The 20720-nt window shown below is 40.6% G+C and carries 11 protein-coding genes and 1 tRNA gene; all 12 read right to left on the bottom strand.

All coding sequences use genetic code 11. From position 1 onward, the window contains the following. Positions 1-9028: ESPR-type extended signal peptide-containing protein (locus P6940_RS05095; protein WP_277293399.1), on the bottom strand; the 9028-nt coding region annotated here is incomplete at its 3' end. 1073 nt (positions 9029-10101) lie between these two features. After that, positions 10102-10178: transfer RNA gene (locus tag P6940_RS05090), tRNA-Pro, on the bottom strand. Between the two features lie 1015 nt (positions 10179-11193). After that, positions 11194-12693: an S-layer homology domain-containing protein gene (locus tag P6940_RS05085; RefSeq protein ID WP_277293398.1), complete on the bottom strand. Its 1500-nt coding sequence runs from the start codon at positions 12691-12693 to the stop codon at positions 11194-11196. Positions 12694-12918: 225 nt separating this feature from the next. After that, on the bottom strand, positions 12919-13512 hold the full coding sequence (gene lepB / locus P6940_RS05080; RefSeq protein ID WP_277293397.1) for a signal peptidase I: 594 nt from the start codon (positions 13510-13512) through the stop codon (positions 12919-12921). Between the two features lie 39 nt (positions 13513-13551). Beyond that, positions 13552-14388, bottom strand: coding sequence for a YitT family protein (locus P6940_RS05075; RefSeq protein ID WP_423839114.1), 837 nt, complete (start codon positions 14386-14388; stop codon positions 13552-13554). A 77-nt stretch (positions 14389-14465) separates the two neighbouring features. Further along, on the bottom strand, positions 14466-15044 hold the full coding sequence (locus P6940_RS05070) for a hypothetical protein (RefSeq protein ID WP_277293395.1): 579 nt from the start codon (positions 15042-15044) through the stop codon (positions 14466-14468). A 142-nt stretch (positions 15045-15186) separates the two neighbouring features. Then, on the bottom strand, positions 15187-16365 hold the full coding sequence (locus P6940_RS05065; RefSeq protein ID WP_277293394.1) for a DUF3084 domain-containing protein: 1179 nt from the start codon (positions 16363-16365) through the stop codon (positions 15187-15189). Positions 16366-16684: 319 nt separating this feature from the next. Then, a complete protein-coding gene (locus P6940_RS05060; protein ID WP_028258175.1) occupies positions 16685-17773 on the bottom strand; it encodes an LptF/LptG family permease in 1089 nt (362 codons plus the stop codon). 23 nt (positions 17774-17796) lie between these two features. Continuing rightward, complete coding sequence (gene lptB, locus P6940_RS05055; protein ID WP_277293393.1) at positions 17797-18516, bottom strand: LPS export ABC transporter ATP-binding protein; 720 nt, start codon at positions 18514-18516, stop codon at positions 17797-17799. A 9-nt stretch (positions 18517-18525) separates the two neighbouring features. Further along, positions 18526-19245, bottom strand: coding sequence for an LptA/OstA family protein (locus P6940_RS05050; protein WP_277293392.1), 720 nt, complete (start codon positions 19243-19245; stop codon positions 18526-18528). Between the two features lie 14 nt (positions 19246-19259). Further along, positions 19260-19790: an LPS export ABC transporter periplasmic protein LptC gene (gene lptC, locus P6940_RS05045; protein ID WP_277293391.1), complete on the bottom strand. Its 531-nt coding sequence runs from the start codon at positions 19788-19790 to the stop codon at positions 19260-19262. Further along, positions 19777-20709, bottom strand: coding sequence for a lysophospholipid acyltransferase family protein (locus P6940_RS05040; RefSeq protein ID WP_277293390.1), 933 nt, complete (start codon positions 20707-20709; stop codon positions 19777-19779). Before P6940_RS05040 ends, lptC begins: the two co-directional genes overlap by 14 nt. Positions 20710-20720 lie beyond the last annotated feature (11 nt).

Here is a 20720-nt window from a genome sequence, read left to right as displayed (position 1 = left end):
TATCGGCTGTATCTTGACCTACCAAAATATCGAAACCTTGGTTTGTCTTGTACAACTGACTGCCATTGACAGCATCTTTACTATTTTCAGACACATCGCCAGCTTTTACATTCTTGATAACTGTACCGTCATTACCACCTTCTAAGGTAATGGAGTCCTTATTCACTGTGTCGCCGTCTTTATCATATTTCACCGCATAATCAGTAAATTTCTTATCCGACGCAGTTAAATCAGATTTCTTCGCTACATCTTTAATAGTAACGGTTGTTTTCTGATCATCATGGTTTTTATCTTGTACAGTCAATGTCACTTCGCCGTTCGCATCAACGCTATATTTCTTGTCGGCACTATCACTTTCTACTAAGCGATAATCGGTGGCTGCAGCTTTATTATTATCCATCTTTTCAAGGACTTTGCTAAGTTGTCCCTGGCTCGCTGCCTGATCCGCTTTCAAATCTTTCAAATCCGTTGGCAAGGTTGTATTGGAAAGTCCGGTAATCACCTTGTGTTCGCCATCTACGGTAACACTATCAGTACTACCATCTTTACTGAAAGTCATTTTCTTGATATTTTCGATAGTCTTAGCGTCGCCATCAATCTTCATTGGATTTGTTTTGTCTTTACTATTAAAGGTAATGCTTTCCAAATCAGAAAGATTCTTCGCCAAACGAATCTTCATCTTCGCATTGTTACCATCTGTTTCATCTACAATGGATTCTACGCCGATGTTATTGTCGGTCAAGTTGGTGATGGTTTCATGATCTTTAACGATTTTAGCGCCGCCAACGATATTCACTTGATTATTTAATTTCACGCCTACCGCTGTGCCATCATCGCCTTTGAACTTCAACCCATCATTCATAGTGGCTACTTCGTTCACATGGTTACCTTCTTTAACGATAATACGGGTTTCACCATTCTTACCGTCAAGGCCTACTTTACCATCTCCAGTAGTAATAGTAACTGCATTTTTACCATCTTTACCATTCATGCCGATGGATCCGTCTTTACCGTTCAAAACAACAGAACTGCCATCTTTGCCATTTGTTCCAATTGTACCGTCTTTACCAGAAATAGTAACGCTATTCGACTTACCATCATCACCCTTTGGTCCTTGAACTCCAATTTCGCCATTCTTACCCTTGATAGTAACCGATTCGCCATCTTTACCATTGACAGTCACTTTGCCGTCTTTGCCATCTTGTCCAGCTTTACCAACTGAAACGTCATCTTGTAAGGAGTAGATAATCTTCTTACCATTGCGTGCAATCGCAAGGCCGTTGCCTGCATCGAAACCGAAAGCGTCTTTTGTATCGCTACCCAATTGCACATCAAATTTGTTGGTATCTGTATTTTCTTTGATATATACATCAAAGCCTTGGTTTGTCTTGTACAATTGACTACCATTGACAGCGTCTTTACTAGTTGCAGTAACACTACCAGCACCTACATTAGTAATAATGGTTCCAGTGGTTTTATCGCCTTCCAAGGTAATGGAATCCTTATTTACTGTGTCGCCCTTTTTGTCATATTTCACCGCATAATCGGCAAATTTCTTATCCGACGCAGTTAAATCGGATTTCTTCGCTACATCTTTAATGGTAACCGTATCTTTCTTTTCCGGATGTTTAATATCTTGTACAGTCAATACAATTTCGCCATCGCCATTCACACTATATTTCTTATCTGTAGCAGTTGCGTCTCCTACCAATCGGTAATCCGCACTGTCATCGATATTCTTTCCAATTTTATCAAGGACTTCTTTCAATTGACCTTGTGTAGCGGCTTGGTCGGCTTTCAACGTTTTCATATTGTCAGGTAATGTTGTATTAGAAAGTCCAGTAATCACTTTCTCTTTACCATCCATAATTAAACTGTCTGTACTATCCGCTACGCCGAATACCATTTTTTCAATACGACTGATTGTTTTTTTCGTGCCATCAATTTTCATTGGTGCTTCTGCATCACCTAGTGTAATGGTATCAAGACCTTGAATATTTTTTGCTAAACGAAGCGTTAATTTCTTCTGTCCATCAGCGATAACACCGATGTTGTTGTCTTGACTTAACTGAGCATTATCAGTAATACCACCAGTTACGGTAAGTTGTTCATTTAATTTCAACTTATCTTCAGTGCCAACGTCACCCATGAATTTCATGCCATCATTCATGGTTGCCACTTCATGTGTCTTAGTTCCTTCTTTGACTACAAGACGAGTCGTACCATCTTGGCCATCAACACCAACAGTACCATTTTGTGTGGTAATGCTTACTGCATTCGTACCATTTTTACCATTCATGCCGATAGAACCATCTTGGCCATTTAATGTAACGTTACTACCGTCTTTGCCGGTAACGCCCATTTTGCCATCTTTACCATTAAGGGTAATCGTATTTTTTTGATTGTTATCGTCAGTCTTACCTTCAATAGTGGTGATACCATTCTTTCCATCAATAGTGACAGAGGCACCTGGCTTGCCATCTTCACCTTTGCCTTTAGCAACAATGGTTCCGTCACCGTTCATCACAACAGTCGCACCGTCTTTACCGTTAATGCCTACGGTACCATCTTTACCGTTCATCGTAATGGTATTCTTTTTATTTTCACCATCCTTGGCACTTTCAATGGTCACATTTCCATCTTTACCGTTAATGGCAACTGTTTCACCCTCTTTACCATGTACGGCAAAAGTACCGTCCTTACCGTCTTGTCCTTCCTTACCAATGTCCAAGTCATCCTTCAAGGCATAAGTAATCTGTTTATCAGTTTTAGAAACGGTTAAATTATTTCCTGCCAAGAATCCGAAGGCATCATTTGTCTTTTCATCGCCTAACTTTACAGTAAACTTGTTTTTAGCTTCGTCTTTATTAACATATACATCAAATCCACGTTGTGTCGTTTTTTCAAAGGCTTCCAACTGTCCCTGTGTAGCTACTTGTGATTTGTCAAATGTAGCATCCCGTTTATCTTTCGGAATCCATTTCGTATTAGACAAGCCCTTGATAACCTTATTTTCACCGTCCACAACCAAACGGTCTTGGCTGTCAGGTGCGCCGAATGTCACTTTCTTAATTTGAGAAATAGACTGATTTGTACCGTCAATTTTCATCGACGTGCCGTCTTTTCCGAATGTAATTGTTTCCAAATCAGTTAAATTCTTAGCCAATTTTACATTCATCGTATTCTGTGCAGGATCTACAGCTACGCCGATGTTGTTGTCACTGAGTTTTGTTACATCTGCGCCACCCTTAATCGTAATATTCTGATTTGATCCGCGATGAAGTACGTTTGTATCTTTATCATGGTCTTCTGCTTCATTAAAAGTAGAATTATCCCCTGCAAAATGGAGTGGTCGTGTCAATTGATACAATTGGCTGCCATTCACTGCATCAGTGCTTGTAGCTGCCACCAAACCAGCGGCCACATTTTGAAGGCGTCGTTCGTTTCCTTTTGCACCCACTGTGACAACACCTACTGGTTTAGTACCTGCAAAGTCATAGCCATAAATGGAATCTTTCGTATACTCTTTATTAGCAGCAGATAGTGTTTCATCTTCGTTGTATGCAGCATTATCACCCAAATATACAGACTGATCTAGCGTAGTGGTAATACGGTTACCTAAGACTTGCACGTAATTATTCTGTACTTGGTTGTTGTTCCCCATAACCTGTGCGTCTTTAACCGCTTCCGAAACCTCTTTAGGTATGTCTTGACCTTCAGTCCCCTGTTCTGTGATATTTTTAATGATTCTAACCTCGTTAGCATTACCTATAATCTGTGTTCGATTTGCCGCTATCTTACTATTCGCATTACCCATAATTTGAGCATTAACTGTAACTCCCTCTACTTGAATGTTTTTATACCCGAAAAGAAGAGACTGTGTTCCTGCTACATTACTATTTTCATCGCCGATAACAGAGAGTTTTTCACCATCAATAGCGCTATTCATATTACCGAAAACGTGGCCACTCTTCGTAGAGATCTTCGCATTACTATTCCCTAAAATTTGTGCCTGCGCCGCAGAAATAGACGCGTTTGCATTACCGATAAGTTGTGTATCTTCCGCTACTGCTGTAACGTCTTTATTCTTATTCCCTAATACGGTATTGCGGTTCCCGCTGATGCTATCATTTTCATTACCGATAACGCGTTGATCTTCACCGGATACCTTAGTATTCGTAAAGCCGATAACATGGCTTTTTTTGGCATTAATAGTGTCATTGAAACTGCCAAGCACTTGTTGATCAGTGCCAGCAATTCCATTATTCGAGAAACCGATAACATGCCCATTTTCAGTGGTAACACCGGTATTGGCATTACCGAATACATTGGATCCCTCTCCAGCAACCTGCGTGTTATCATTACCGATAACTGCTAAATTAGCACCACTTACCTCATTACGTTCACCCAAGGTTTTTACAGAATCACCACTAATTTTATTTTCATTGCCCAATGTAGTAGTATGATGACTTGTAATCTCGTTCTTCTCACCTAATACGCCGGAAATCGTATTGCTATTCGTTAATTTATTGTCACTCCCTACAAGGAATGTGGAAGTAGTTTCTACTAATTCATTCGTACTACCAGTAACAAAGGAATTATTAGTTCGTGTTAACGTATTCGCATTACCTACAATATGATTATCTTCACCGCGAACAATGCCTTGATATGACGTTTTTCCATCTAATCCATCAAAGCTTTCGAATTTGGACACCATGGTATTGCGGTTACCAAGAACGGTGGAATCATTATCGGAAATCCCTTTAGTTGCTGCATTAGCAATAGTATCTAGCACGTCCTTGCGATCGTCATCTGTCAAATTCATATTATCATTACCGATAACATAGCTATTATCACCAGATACGCCATTACGCGTACCCATTGTGCCAGATTCTCTGCCTAGTGCCGTATTGTGATTACCGATGGCTAAGGCTTTATTACGAAGGCTCCACGATTCACTGCCAATAGCCACACCATTTGGTTGATGTACTTCTGCCAAATGACCGATGGCAAGACCGTCTTTTGCATATACGGTTGATAAGTATCCTATCGATAAGGCATAATCGACGCCAGTATTTTCACTTTCCGCCTTATACGCTTTCTTTTTGGTTAACGCCCGTGGGCCGATAGCCATACTGTAATTACCTTCCGTTTGTGCACCAGCACCAATCGCTACATTATAGCGATATCCAGAGTAGGCTTTCGTCATAACTGGCTGTACTTCTTCCCCACTTCCTTCGATGGTAGGTTTATCATTTTCATTGAACCAACCAGTACCAATTGCCAAACTGCCTTCACCTTGTGCTTGTACATAGTTACCCATAGCGGCACTGTATTTATTGGTAGCCGCCGCATCGACACCGAAGGCAACAGAATTTTCCCCCGTAGCGCCTTCATTAGCAAAATTATGTTTATGGTCCGTAGTACGAGTGGAGAAATAGTGTCCCATTCCTTTTTCTGTATATTCTTTAAGTTGTGCTAAGTTAACCGCATCGCCTGCATGTACGCCTTTTGCCACATTATGAATGGCTGTACCAGTTTTATTATCGCCTGCTTGTAACGTAATGCTTGGATCCCCACCAATGGCTGCTGGGTCATAATGAAGGTCTGTCTTACCAAGTTCACCTTTTGCTTTTACCATAAGATCATTACTTACTTGTGTCATGCTAGCGCGTAATTGTGCCAAGGTAACTGCATCTTGCTCATCTACGGCGTCGCCCACATTCGTCACACGACGAAGCATACCTTGTTCCGCATTACCTACAGACACTATCCCGGTCTTAGCCTTTGTACCGGTAAGAGCTGCCAATTTATTTTCCACATCCTGTTTTAATGCAACAGATCCAGCACCTAAGGCGATATTGCCGTCTTTTGCATTCGCTCCAGTACCTAAGGCTAAGGAACTTTCACCTTCTGCAATGGCACCAAAACCATAGGCAGCGGTAGAGTTACCCAACGCTTGTGCCTGATAGCCTACAGCGGTACCATTATTAGCCGCCAAGGTTTCACTACCGATGGCGGTAGATTGTACTAATTTAATAGCTTGTGAATCTTCCGCAATGGATGGAATCTTCATTTTAGGTTCTGCCGTTGGATCGGCTGGCTCTGTTCCTGGTTCTGGTTCAGGTATATTCTGATCCGGTTGGGTAACCGCTTTTCTAAAGTTTGCATGGTACCCGATAGAAACGTTTTTACCGATAGGGTCTGTACGACTCCCTAAGAGATTTCTGCCCGCTTCGGAACCGATGGAAATGTTGTAGTTACTTTGTACATTGCCACCACTCTTATAGCCGAGAGCGATATTTTCCATACCTTGCATAGCTTGACCAGCCTGAGTACCGATGACGATATGCGATGCAGCAAGCGGAATTGTGCCCGTTCTCTTCATGCCTACACCTGCATCTGCACCGATGGTAATGGTCTGATCCGTCAAGGTCTGTGCACCACGCCCAATAGCAATCCCATCGATACCAGTACCGAGACCGTCCTTTTTCACTTCCCCATCTAACACGGGTGGTTCTATATACTCGCCGACCTGAGCGTCTTGCCCGATCGCCACGCCACCTTTCATATACGTTTTAGCGCTGTGGCCTAATGCCATGCTTTCTTCTGCGAAAGTTTGCGTTGCCGCACCGATAGCAATGGCATACTTATTAGTAGCCACAATATTAGCAGCATTACCGATGGCAATGGCACCTTCAGACTGTTTAAGGATTTTTGCTTCTGTACCGATGGCAATCGTATTCGCATTATCTTTGTCTCCGATTTCTACGCCATTACCGATACCGATGGAGTTTTCACCACCTGCAGTAAGCGCCCCCGCTGGTCCGCCTGCAGCAATCCCAATTGAACCGTCCCCTGAGGTTGTACTGATACCGATGGCCATGGAATTAGCACCTTGTGGATCTGCATCGTGCTTATTATCCATGCTAGTACGGAAATATCTAAATCCCAATTTACCAGTTTCACCAAGATCTAGACCTAAATTATTCTGTCCTGTCTTGTTTCCCTTAAGATAGTTTTCAATTTTTTTAAATTTATCATCTGCATCTCTTTTGTTGGTTGCTACGGTATTATTCGTATTCCTAATCTGATTGCTTAACTGATCCCTTGTGGTATTAATCGTATTTGTTAACTCATTTTTAGTTGTTGTTAACGCATTATTGGCTGCATCTTTATTGTCGCTAATTTTCTTTTCTAAATCAGACTTAGTGGTATCAATCTTATTAGACAACTCATTTTTTGTATCGCCAATCGTCTTATTTAACTCATTTTTAGCCGTTGTTAGTGCAGTTTCAGCTGCCGCTTTATTGTCACCAATAGTTTTATTTAATTCTTCTTTAGCTGTTTTTAACGCATTATCTGCATCTGTTTTATTGTCGCTAATTTTCTTTTCTAAATCAGACTTAGTGGTATCTATTTTATTAGACAATTCATTTTTTGTATCGCCAATCGTCTTATTTAACTCTTCTTTAGCTGTTGCTAGTGCATTATCGGCTGCTTCTTTATTGTCACTAACGGTCTGTTTAAGATTTTTTATATCCTCTTTATTCTGATTAATATCCGTCTTATTCTGTTTGATATCTTTTTCGTTTTGTGATACACGACCTTCTAAGGCTTTATTGGTATTGCCAATTTCTTCTTGTGCTTTCTTGATTTTATTTTCTAAATCAGTCTTGGCTGTACCAATATCTGTAGTGATTTTATTTTCCAAATCAGACTTAGTGGTATCTATTTTATTAGACAATTCATTTTTTGTATCGCCAATCGTCTTATTTAACTCACTTTTAGCGGTTGCTAGTGCAGTTTCAGCTGCTGTCTTATTGTCGCCAATGGTTTTATTTAATTCTTCTTTAGCTGTTTTTAACGCATTATCGGCTGCGTCTTTATTGTCACTAACGGTCTGTTTAAGATTTTTTATATCTTCTTTATTCTGAGTAATATCTGTCTTGTTCTGTTTGATATCTTTTTTTATGCCTGCAATGGTTCCATCAGGCCCATTTAATGCGTCTAAAGCTTGTGTGTTTTTACCGATTTGCTCTTTATTGCCTTGAATATCTGTTGCGTTTTGTGATACACGTCCATCTAAGGCTTTATTGGTATTGCCAATGTCTTCTTGTGCTTTCTTGATTTTATTTTCTAAATCAGTCTTGGCTGTACCAATATCTGTAGTGATTTTATTTTCCAAATCAGACTTAGTGGTATCTATTTTATTACCTAATTCAGTCTTTGCATTCACCAAATCATTACTATTCTTTTTAATATCTTCTTGATTCTGTTTGATATCTTTTTGAATGCCTGCAATGGTTCCATTAGGTCCATTTAATGCGTCTAATGCTTGTGTGTTTTTACCGATTTGATCGTTATTGGCTTTAATATCTGTTGCATTCTGTGCGATAGCTTTCTTATTCGTATCTACTACACCGCCAGCTTTTGTAATATCCGCTACCGCTGTTTTAAGTCGTGCAATCTCTCCACTATTATCATTCTGCTTGTTTTGCAAACGAGTCATAGAGTCGCCCAATGCGCCTACCATCGTATTAACCTGATTAATAGTTTGATCCAGTTTGCCGCCATCTTTCGTAATATCGTCAATCGCCGTTTTATTTTCTTGTAGGCCTTTCTGAATCATAGCAATCGTGCCATTTTCTTTTGTCAAAATAGAAAGGGCCTCATGGTCGGCAATCGCTTTTGCGTCAATACCATCTACTTTCTTACCTATATCCTCTACTTGTTTATCAACGATAGCTTGATAGCCCAACATTGCCCTCTCTTGCACTGAAATTCTAAGATTTAAATGTTGAACTGCCTGATCAAAGGTTGTTTTCAACACGTAATCATCCTCAGCATGGACAGATAGCGTCCCGCCTATGATGCCTGCAATACAAAGCGCTATCCCCGCTCCGCGTCGCAATGATGAGCCACTAGTTCTACTACTTTTTTCTTTTCCCCCACGTTTCGCAATTTCTGAAACAACTTGATACAATCCTCGTGAACGATTAAAAATAACTCGATAAATACGATTCATAGCCGTATCCTCCTCAACATATTTGTTATATTTTTACATCACACAATCGAATAAGCCACTAAAAGCTCACATCATACTCAAATCCTCACAGAAGCTTTTAGAAAAAAGGCTTTCTATAGACTATTTTATATAATAGACCTAGGTATTTACTTTGTTTATCCCATACATTACTAAATTACTCTATTTTTTACATACTGTCAATATTAAGTACCCCCCCGTTAAATTGTGTGCAATCTATATGATTGTTTTATAGCAAAGGATTTGAAAAAAGGAAATATTCTATGTATCTTTCTAAAAAAAGGGACTTCTTTTCAATGGCTAACAATTTTAAAATATCAGAAAGTATTATCCCTAATCGGTTACTTACCTATACCATTAATCATCGTATACGATTACGCAACGTATATAGAGTAATCATAACAGAAAATGTTACACATATATTGTCAGCAATAGGACCGAGTTACTATAACGACAGAAATTTACTCCTTATGAAGATATATCAACATAGGAATGGATCCTATCGATGATTGCAATACGAAAGTATTCGCTCACATTAAAAGGGATGCGTCTGGTAACATATCGAACTCATTCCCATATAAAAAAAATTGACTGATTATATCAGTCGAATCAATACTGTATCACCTTGTCTGTAATAGGTGGATTTTTTAATTCTACGCAAAAGAAGTGTTACATCTGTGTTTTCTCTATATAGGTAGATTTTTAATTCTATGCAGAAAGGTGTTATGTCTGCGCTTTCTCTATATAGGTAGATTTTTTAATTCTACGCAGAAAGGTGTTACGTATGTCCTTTCTCTATATAGGTGAATTTTTAATTCTATGCAGAAGGGTGTTACGTATGTCCTTTCTCTATATAGGTGAATTTTTAATTCTATGCAGAAAGGTGTTACATCTGTCCTTTCTCTATACTAGTGATCCCTATGAGTATAAAAAAAATTTGGCCCTCAGGACCAAATTCATAGGTGTACTAGTATTCTATATGTTATAGTACCGTTAACAAATGCGTAAGGTAAGCATGAACTTATACGTTCATTGCGGTACTAATTGTAATCACATGGTCGGAGCAGCAGGATTCGAACCTGCGACCCCCTGGTCCCAAGCCAGGTGCGCTACCAAACTGCGCTATGCCCCGTCAACAAGAGTTATTATATCAATAATTACTGGTGCCGTCAAGCATTCAATATGGATTCTTGAAAGTGACTGTTGCCAGTGCTATCGGCAGACACATAGGGCTATGCTACAAATTCTATTTCTATCCACCACATATACTCGCCCTACACAATATATCTACGGAATGTATAGATGATTACTACCATAGATGTAGAATACTTACTATAGCAATCGGATATCTAACATTTTTCATAAAAATACTCCTTCTAAAAAATATATTCCTAGAAAGATAAAACCCTATTTAGTCCAGTACATGCAAGGATTTCATCTTTTTTTTGTAACACATTTTGTTCACCCTTTAACGATCACCAAAAAGATAAAATGCCGATGAAGCTAGGTATTTCCTAGCTCCATCGGCATTTAAAACAACACATTTTATCCTATAACTCTTATAACACTATGTTGTAGATTATCACCTTGTGTATAATACGCGTATCCCTGCTATTAATACACTAGCATAGTACTATAGACTAAGTATGTATGCATTACGCCTTTCTATATCGATTGCTCGTACTACATACATACGGTATTAGTTCGTCCTAACCGCCTATATCTATCACTGGTACTACAAGACTAGATGTATTCGTTACAACTAGCTATATCTATCACTGGCACTACATAAAGAAAGTATGTATGGGTGCAACCACTTATCTACAGTCGTATGATGTAGACTCAGTGTGATTCGTTACAACCGCCCTTATCATCACTAATACTAAGGTACAAAAAAAGAGAGTCTCCGAAGAGACTCTCTTTCGATTACTCGCATTAGAATTTGAAGTTTAATTCTGCTTGGTAGTAATCATCTTGTTTTTGGTTATTCTTTTCAACAACATGATTTACAGTTTTGTTACCGAATCCATAGTAGCAGTTAAGCCTACGTTTTTAGCTACTGCATAATCAACAGTAACTAACCAACCTTATTGCCATGGGTACAAAAAAGAGAGTCTCCGAAGAGACTCTCTTTAAATTACTAGCGATTAGAATTTGAAGTTTAATTCTGCTTGGTAGTAATCAGCTAATTCTTTGTTATTGTCTTTAGCAAAACGATTTACAGTTTTGTTACCGAATCCATAGTAAGCAGTGAAGCCTACGTTTTTAGCTACTGCATAATCAACAGTGGTTAACCAACCTTTACTACCTTTATCATATTTAAAGCTATAAGTGTTGGATAAGATTGGAGCTTCGTCTTGTGCATGCATATATTGAGCTTTTACGTCCCAAGAACCTACTACAGCACGGTCATAGTTACCATAACCAACGCCAGCTACCCATGCATTAGAGTAAGCATAATTACCTTTTAACCATTCGCCACCAACCCATACATTACCGAAGTGCATGTCTGTGTTGAAACCATATACGGCAAGAGTTTTTAATGTTGCATTCTTCACATCATCTGCTACAGGTTCAGCAGTAACTGCATAGTCACCGTCTTTATTAGATAATCCATCAAATGCAGCTTTAGCCTTATTATATTCAGATTTAGCTTCTGCTAATCTTCCTTCTGGAGTGCGAACTGCATCGTATTTCTCTCCAGTAACAATGCTAGAATAGCTATATTTCTTATCATCTTTTTTACTTACAACTTTTGTAGCATCGCCAGTTTTTGGTTCTGTCCAAACATGGTTAACATCACGAGTATATACTTTAACGTCTTTGTTACCACGTAAGTAGAAACCACCAACAGTTACGTTGTCAGCTACTTTTACGTTGGCTTGTGCTAATGTTACAGTTGGAGTATCTTTAACATGACCATCACTTAATCCAGCCATCGCAGTACCATAACCTACAGTAGCAGATACTTTGTCATTACCATACGCTAAGGCAGCACCGTCGAATGCATCATCATACATTAAACCGCCACCAACAGTCAAGTCTTGACGACCTACAACGCCAGTCAATTCTTTGGAGAAGTTGTGTGCTACATACACACGATCAACAACAGCATTTAAGCTTCCATCATCATCAACATCAGTTTTTACACCAAATGCATTGGATGCAGCTACACGTGCAGTAGCAGTTGTGTTATCGTTCACCATAGCGTTGAATTGGATACGTCCACGATAATCAAATTTGGAATCTTGATGTTCAGTTTGTTTATATCTCAAACGAGCATCACCAGTTACTTTTACGTTACCTACTTTGTTTTCCAAGTTGGATACGCGAACGCCCAAGTTGTTCAATTCAGTAGAGAATTCGTCAGCTAAGCGGTTAATCATAGCTTGTTGTTCAGCGTTAGCACGGTCTTGGTTAGCCATAGCTTTTGCTACCATTTGAGCCATTTCATAACGAGTGATGTTAGTTTGGCCTTTGAATGTGCCATCTGGGTAACCGTTGATGATACCAGCGTTAGCTAATTGGGATACGGATTGGTATGCCCAAGTATCAGGAGTTACATCGGAGAATGGGTTAGCAGCAAATGCTGTAGTTACACCCAAGATTGCTGTTGCTGCGAATACAGCGGCAAAACGTTTTTTCATTGTTCATTCCTTCTTTCTAATACAGAACAAAAAATATATGAGTATGTCGTCCTCATGTATCTGTACTAGATAAGATTCTATGGAGTGTCCATGTTTCCTCTCATGTCTATCTTATCACCACAAATCATAGGGGTATCGACATTACTGTAGTAAGTATAGCATAGAAAAAAATTTTTGTAAACACTTTGTTGCATTTTTTGATACACAGTATCAATTTCCCATCAGTTACCAGTCGAATACCACTGTGCCCAGTACATGATCGACTGGTACGGGGCCAATGAATCGACTATCACTAGAATGATTGCGATTATCCCCCATGACGAATACCATCCCTTCCGGTATCACGACGGGGGTAGTACGACTGTAGTTCATGGCTAACTCTTTTGTATAGGATTCTTGTAATTCTTGTCCATTACGCCACACATGACCATCGCGGAATTCTAAGGTATCCCCTGCCTTGCCGATGACCCGTTTCACCCACACATGGTTTGTTTGACTTTCCTTATGAAATACGGATAGATAAGTCATTAACGGTTCAATGGCGTCATCTTTCCACGATCGATCGCGCCGCACGCGACTGTCGATGATGACGATGTCGCCATAGTCAGGGGCCTTGCGCATCACGTGATTCCATTTTGTAACCACTAAAAAATCACCATTATGCAAGGTATTTTCCATCGATTCTCCCGATACGCGCGTCGGTTGCATGATGAAAATGTGAATCACCATGGCTAACGCCAAGGCGATGACCACCGCATAGATCCAATCGAATACTTCGTGCATAACCGCACGACCTAATGAATTATCTGAGGTTTTCATTGTCTATCTCCATTCTACTACTCGTCTAGTAGCTCACCATTAATGAATATTTTTCTTTTGAAATTGTCCGCCAAACACGTCATGCACATCGCTAATCGTAATAAACGCTTTGTCGTCTTGTTCATATACAATGTCTTTCAGTTTCGTAATTTCAAGACGGGTCACGACGGAATATAGTATCCGTTTCGGTTGTTTCAAATAACCGCCTTCACCGTAGATAACGGTGACTCCACGACCTAGGCGTGCATTCAACGCATCGGAAATGGACCCCGCTTTATCTTCATCGGTGATAATCATAACACCTTTTGATTCTTCTAAGCCGGTAATCGTAATGTCGATCATTTTATAGGCGATGAAGTAGGCAATCAATGAATACATGGCACTGTTCCAACTGTATACGAACCCAGCGGCACCTAGAATAACAAAGTTCAAGGCCATCACCACTTCGCCTACGGAAAAACTACTCCTTTTATCAAAGATGATTGCCACCACTTCAGATCCATCTAGAGAACCGCCATTACGAATGATGAGACCAACCCCTACGCCAAGGATGATGCCACCGAAAATGGCGCCCAAGAAGGGGTCCGTTGTCACCACGTAGTGGGCCTTCTGGAATAGGACGGAGAAAATCGCCATCCATACGATACCAAAGAGGGTTGAAAAGGTAAAAGATTTGCCTAGCACCCGATAGCCCACATATAAGAAGGGGATGTTGATGAGTACCACGAAAAAACTAAAAGAAATACCGCTCAAGCTAGCGGCCATCAAGGAAATACCTACGACGCCACCGTCGATGATATGGTTGGGTACCAGGAAAAATTCTAGGCCCGCCGTATAAATCAGAGCCCCTACGATAATGAGTATGTAGCGAATCATCAAACTTTTAATACTCCGTCGTTGATTTTTTTCATTGTTCATGCAATGCCTCTTTCTTGCTCACGATTACTGGCACATTATTTTCCCATGGTGCTTTCATACGAACCATGAGGAACCTTCGTTTTACTATTTTTCTGCCTTGCGGTTACATATCGTAACCCGATGACCCAGGCTGTAAAATCGTCCACCGGTTCAGGTGGCACGCGCATCCCCTTTGGCAAGAATCGTTGCCATCCACGAGGTCTGTGGTACTTCCAATATAATCGTTTTGCTTCTTCCGTAGTATACGCCTCATCGCATAGTACTACGTCTATATGATAGGTAGATGAAAGTGTCTGTAATTCGCCATACACATATTTATGATTCGTCCCATTACCGCATACGATGCGATCGATGTGTATAGGACCCGTATGATCAAAAAGGGGCGTTACTGCCCCATCAAATTGTTCACGATTGCGAGGTAAGGATGTACTCGCCACCACGTTTTCTATATACGCCACTAATTCACTAGTTGGCAAGATTCGTTTATCCACCAATTCTCCCTTATAAGAAAGGCAGGCGACTCCCGATTTTTGATTGCCTGGATCAATGGCCATATAGTATGTCATGCTCTCCTCTTCCTTTCTCCTACTCATTACGTCGATTGTTTTATCCATTGTACAATGTTGAAACAATAAAGGGTCTGTCCTACTATTACATGTATTGTTTCATTTATCGTACGCACCTATACAACGTCATAACTAGCGACTACAACGGTAACGGGATACACGCCCTATCATGGTCATGTGTAGGGCACGCTTAACTAGCCGATGTGACCACCAAATGAATATGCACCGGTCCCGACGTATAGGCATCGTCTGTAACGACCGCGCGTATCTGAACGGGGCCATTCATCGTTTCCACCTTATGAATGGTTTCAAATAATTCTTTCCCCGACAATGATCCTACTTCCCCCGTCAACGTATCTGGTAAAATACCTTTCGCTTTTGATTGGGCATTTACATCTTTTAAAAATGACAAAATTCCATCTTGTGCATTGCCTCCGCCTTGCATCACCGAAGTGTAGATAACATCGCCTTCATGGAATATCAATCGATAGGGGTACACTTTAATTTCTGCTAAGGTTGGTTCGCCGTAGATAATATTACCTGCCGCAATAATGCGCACTAGCATAGGTTCCTTTGAGGCAGCGATGTCACGTGCTACAGCCGCCACATTTTGTCGACTCACATAGAGTACGCTCTTTGATTCATCGCTATGTAGGCGTCGCAATATCATGCCATTCGTGTTGTTAATAATATTGCCCAACGCATTTTCACTGCCAATTTCATCAAGTCCCGGTTGCACTACGCCCGACGATAAGGTTTCGCCGATGCGAAATAGTACAGTACCTTCTCTTAGCGTAGTAATCCCTGTTTCCAGTTGCTTTTGAGTGATTTGTAAATCGGAAATGTGATTTTCCATATCTCGTTTAACTGCTTCTAACTGGCGTATATCCTTATGAGAGTCCGCTAATTTTTGCGTTGCTTCTTTATACGCTTCTTGGGCGCTTACCAAGTCCTCGCCCATGGCATCTCTAGCTGCACGTGCTTCGGCTAATTCTTCCTGTGTCGCTTGTACATCGTTTTGTATCGTTTGTAGTTCTTTCGTTTTTGTCGCCAACAACTGTTTTCCCGACGCTAATTGTTCATTTTTAGTCGCAATATCTGCATTCAATTGGCGCATGGTAGCCTTTAATTGTTCCATACCAAATAGAGCAGTACGCACATCTTTCGACACGATTGTCAATACGCCCAAGGTACAAGCGGAAATTAAAATTCCCGTTACAATCGTAACAATGATGGATGTATGTTTTGGTCGTAGTCCAAACAGTGACATACGTCGTTTACCCACTTTAGTACCTAGTTTATCGCCTATGTAGGCAATCAAGCCACCCATGATGGCCAATATAATAATGACGCCAAGTCCTACTAACATACATCCTCCTTTCCGCCATAGTCAATTGTCTATGGCACGTATTCGATTCATTCTCTATAGGGAACCTACACACCGTTTTTTCTTGATAGGAACTATATTTTCTCTAGAAAAGTCAGGTTCGTACTATACTTTACCATGCCACAATCATGGAGTCATCAACGCTCTAAACCGCACATGCTATCATCATCTTGAATCTTTCAATTCATCACAGATATGACTAAACTACTGTATGTCCTAGTAGCAGATCTCTCCCTATAGTAGTTACATTGTAACACATATGCATAGGGGCGACTATCAACAAATTATACATCTATAAATGTTATTTAGACACTTTCCAATTCAAAATAAGTCCCGCTATGACACCAATTAAATTAGGTAACCAAGCCGCTAAGAGCGTAGGCATAGCGCCGCCTTTACCCAAGGCGCCAGTAAAGGTCATAATCCCATAGTATGCAAAAATAATCAAAACGCTAAGTCCAAAACCGATGGAGGAGCTGGATCTCGTTTTTTGTAACCCTAATGGAGCTCCTACTAGAGCGAATACAAAGCTCGCCATGGGAATGGTAAAGCGCTGATACATTTCCATTTCCAATTTCGTCGTACTCGTATAGGCCACCGTATAGGCTTTGATTTGTTCCTTTAATTCTCGAATCGTCATTTCTTCTGGTTTACGTTGGTCTTTAGCAATCGCCGACGGTGCTTGTCGAATCGGTAATTTTTGTTCTTTAAAATGCAAGGACCGTTCAACCCCATCACCTGCGGACACATCAAATATAGTGCCGTCGTGCATAATCCAATATTCCCCATCCCACGTAGCACGATTGGCATTTTCAATTTGTGACAAGGTACCATTGGTAAATTGTTGCACCGTTACCGTAGTCAATTCTTTCGTAGTAGCATCGAACTTTCTAGCATACATCAAGGCCGTTAGATTATCTTTGTCGATCGTCTTTAACACGATATGTTCCTGTGATTGCGGTGTGGCTTGTTTCATAATATCTTGACGAACAATGGTTTGATACATATGATTGGTTCGCGGCACCACATATTCATTAAAGGCAACGGAAAACAGAGAGATACAGAGTGCTAGTAGGTACACGGGTAATGCTAATCGTAGAAAGCTAAGTCCACCCGCACGCATGACGATAATTTCGCTAGTGCTACTCAAACGGCTAAAGGCCATCAAAGCGCCCAGTAATACGGCCATTGGAAATGTAAGCGTAATAATGCTAGGCAAGGCTAATATAAAAGCTTGTAAAACGAGCCACAAGGAAGCACCATATTCTGTTACATATTGGGCAATTTTAAATAGAGTGCCTGTGCCCACAAAAATGCTGGTAAAGGCAAAAATGCCAAATATAAAGGGGCCAAAGAACGCCTTTATCATATATTTATCTAATAATCTCATACAATTATGTGCCTACTTTCATGCTACATGCGAAAATCTTGACCTAAATAAAATTCTCTAGCAATCTCACTATTTGCAATATCCTGTGGCGAGCCTTCTAATAAAATTTCACCATTATTTAAAATATACGCCGTATCAACAATGCCCAAGGTTTCCCGTACATTGTGATCGGTAATCAGAACACCAATTCCTCGTTCTTTTAAATGGCGAATCATTCCTTGTATGTCGGCTACGGCAATGGGATCGACCCCAGCGAATGGTTCATCTAAAAGTACAAAGCGTGGTGACAAGGCTAAACAACGAGCAATTTCTACGCGGCGCCGTTCTCCCCCCGATAATTGCATGCCTTGGCGAAACCGAACATGTTCAATGTGAAACTCTTGTAGTAATGATTCTACCGCCTCTTCAATAGCCGTTTTCGTCATGGTCGTCGTTTGTAACATGGCGCGAATATTATCTTCTACTGTCATGGTACGAAAAATCGACGCTTCCTGTGGCAGATAGCCAATGCCTTCATCGGCCCGCTTATACATCGGCATCCGTGTAATGTCTTTACCGTCAATCAAGATAGATCCAGAGCTAGGTTTTTCAATGCCTACAATCATGTAAAAAGTCGTTGTCTTTCCTGCGCCATTGGGTCCCAACAGTCCTACAATCGATCCCTCTTGAACACGAATACTAGCGCCATTAACAACATTTCGTCCTTTAAATGTTTTAACTAACTTGTGTGTTTCGATATACATAAATTCTCCTTATCGTGGAGCAATAATCAATGTGCTACGACCGCCAACAGTTTCCGCTGAATTATCTTTCATAGCTAATTTTAATGCTGGTGCATTCAATACATTCCCCTGTTGAATAGCTCGTGCATTCCCCGTCAAATACGCTACCCCATCGTCTTGTCCCGGTGTTTGTGTATAGGTAGCACGATTTGCTGTGGCCGACATATGACGTGACGGACTTGATAGTGTGACAGACCCATTCGCCTCTGCTCGAATTTCATTCAGCCATCCTTCTATGTGATCCGCTGTTAATGTTGCATCGTCTATCATCAAACGACCATTACCACTGACTACTCCATAAGCTGTATCCGTATGATAGATAAGAGAGTCGCCAAATACTTGACGATCGTCTTTCTGTAAATGAACATTGCCCGTAGCCTCTAATTCTGTTTGATGCCTACTATGGAGGGAATCGGCAACCATCGACATGGTATCACCGATCAAACTAACTCCACCCGTTAAACTGGCTTCTTCTTGGTGTACATCGTACCAACCATCAGCGCCCGTCATCGTCTTATCATCTTTCGTAATCACCACATTGCCATGCACTTCAGCACGACCCGTGGTGCCATCATAGGTCATTCTATCCGCACTAATCATGACATTTGACGAATTACCTGCTGCTAATACAGATGCCGTCATAGCCACTACGACTAATGCAATCCCTGTTACTTTTTGTAATTGTTTCATCTGTTGTATCTCCATTACTTTTTAGCTAGTTTAGCATGTCCTTCTACAGAAATTTTTTGTAACCCCGTATCGGCTACCAATCGATCTCCCGTAATTGTAATATTCTTACCCGTATAGGAAAAGGCTCCTACCGATGATAGTTGTTTCGTCGTATTATCATAATGTAATGTCGCCGTATCAAATACGGCCCCCTCTGTATTTGTCGCATGAATGCCGCCTGTCATATCTAACTTTGTATGCTCCTTAGTCATATGTGCCTCAGGGGCTACAATGTTTGTGGTCACACCATTATGATGAAAAGTGCCTTTCAAGTTTTTCAAATGTATTTCTTGTGTTGTCGGATCCACATCAATGCTATCCGCCGATAAGGACCAAATAATTTGACCATTTTTCTCTTCACGAATATCGGTGCCACTAAAGCTAATTTGTGCACTTTGCCCAGTCATCTCACTCCGTTCTTCATAGTGGTATATGTAATATCCAAAACCACCGATAATGAGTAGTATGGCTACTATCAAGGCTATTATTTTGTTACGATTGGTCATGAGCTAACTCCCTTATTGCCATTTTTTTATCATAATCTATAATTTCATGCGGTTGTGTACGCCAACGATGTTGAAACCATAGCCATTCATCGGGGTGCGCCTTAACAAAGTCTTCTGTTACTTGTATCATCCGTTCCGTCAAGCGATATAGATCAACGTCTTTTTGCCCCGTATCCTCATATCTAAGAATTGGTAACACATCAATCACATGACCACCATTCGGTGTTCGTGATGAAAAAATAGGCACCACGGGGGCCCTAAATTTTTCTGCAAAGGTGGCAGGTCCTAATACAGCCGAAGATTCTTGTCCCAAGAATGGCACGGGAATGCCATTCACATAGCCGTCTTGATCGGCTAAAAAGCCTAGTAATTTTTTCTGTTTCATCGCCTTAGCCGCTCGAATCACTTCCGATCCGCCACGTGCAAAGACTTCCATACCCGCCATTTCTCGATATTCGTTCAAAAGTCGTGTGAATTGAGCATTCGGTTGCTTTTTCACCAACGTCGTTGTAGGATATCCATACGCTGCAAGAGCCGCACCCATCCATTCCCAATTGCCCACATGTGCCGTTAAAACGACGACGCCTTTATTTTCTGCTAAGGCGGCCTCTAAAATATGAGCATTTCGTAATTCTATGTGTTCCTTGATAAATTCTTTCGTCAAATTAGGCATGTAGAACATTTCCATAACAGAGCGACCAAGATTACAGAATAATCGTTCCATTAAATCGGATGCTTCTTGTTTTGATATGTCTAAGCCAATCATGGCATTTTTCATGCCTCGTTTTTTTTGTTTCTTTGCAATAAGCGAGTACACTGGACCCAGCTTAGCCCCTATAGAAAGTATCGTTTTATAGGATAATTTGCATACTAACGAACTAATTCCCCGCAATACGGTATATTGCCATTCATTCGACACGAGTCCACCTC

It is taken from the genome of Veillonella montpellierensis (genome assembly GCF_947090115.1).
GTDB classification, from domain to species: Bacteria; Bacillota; Negativicutes; order Veillonellales; family Veillonellaceae; genus Veillonella; species Veillonella montpellierensis.
Note: the sequence above shows the minus strand (reverse complement) of the source record. Positions and strands in the feature narration are given on the sequence as shown.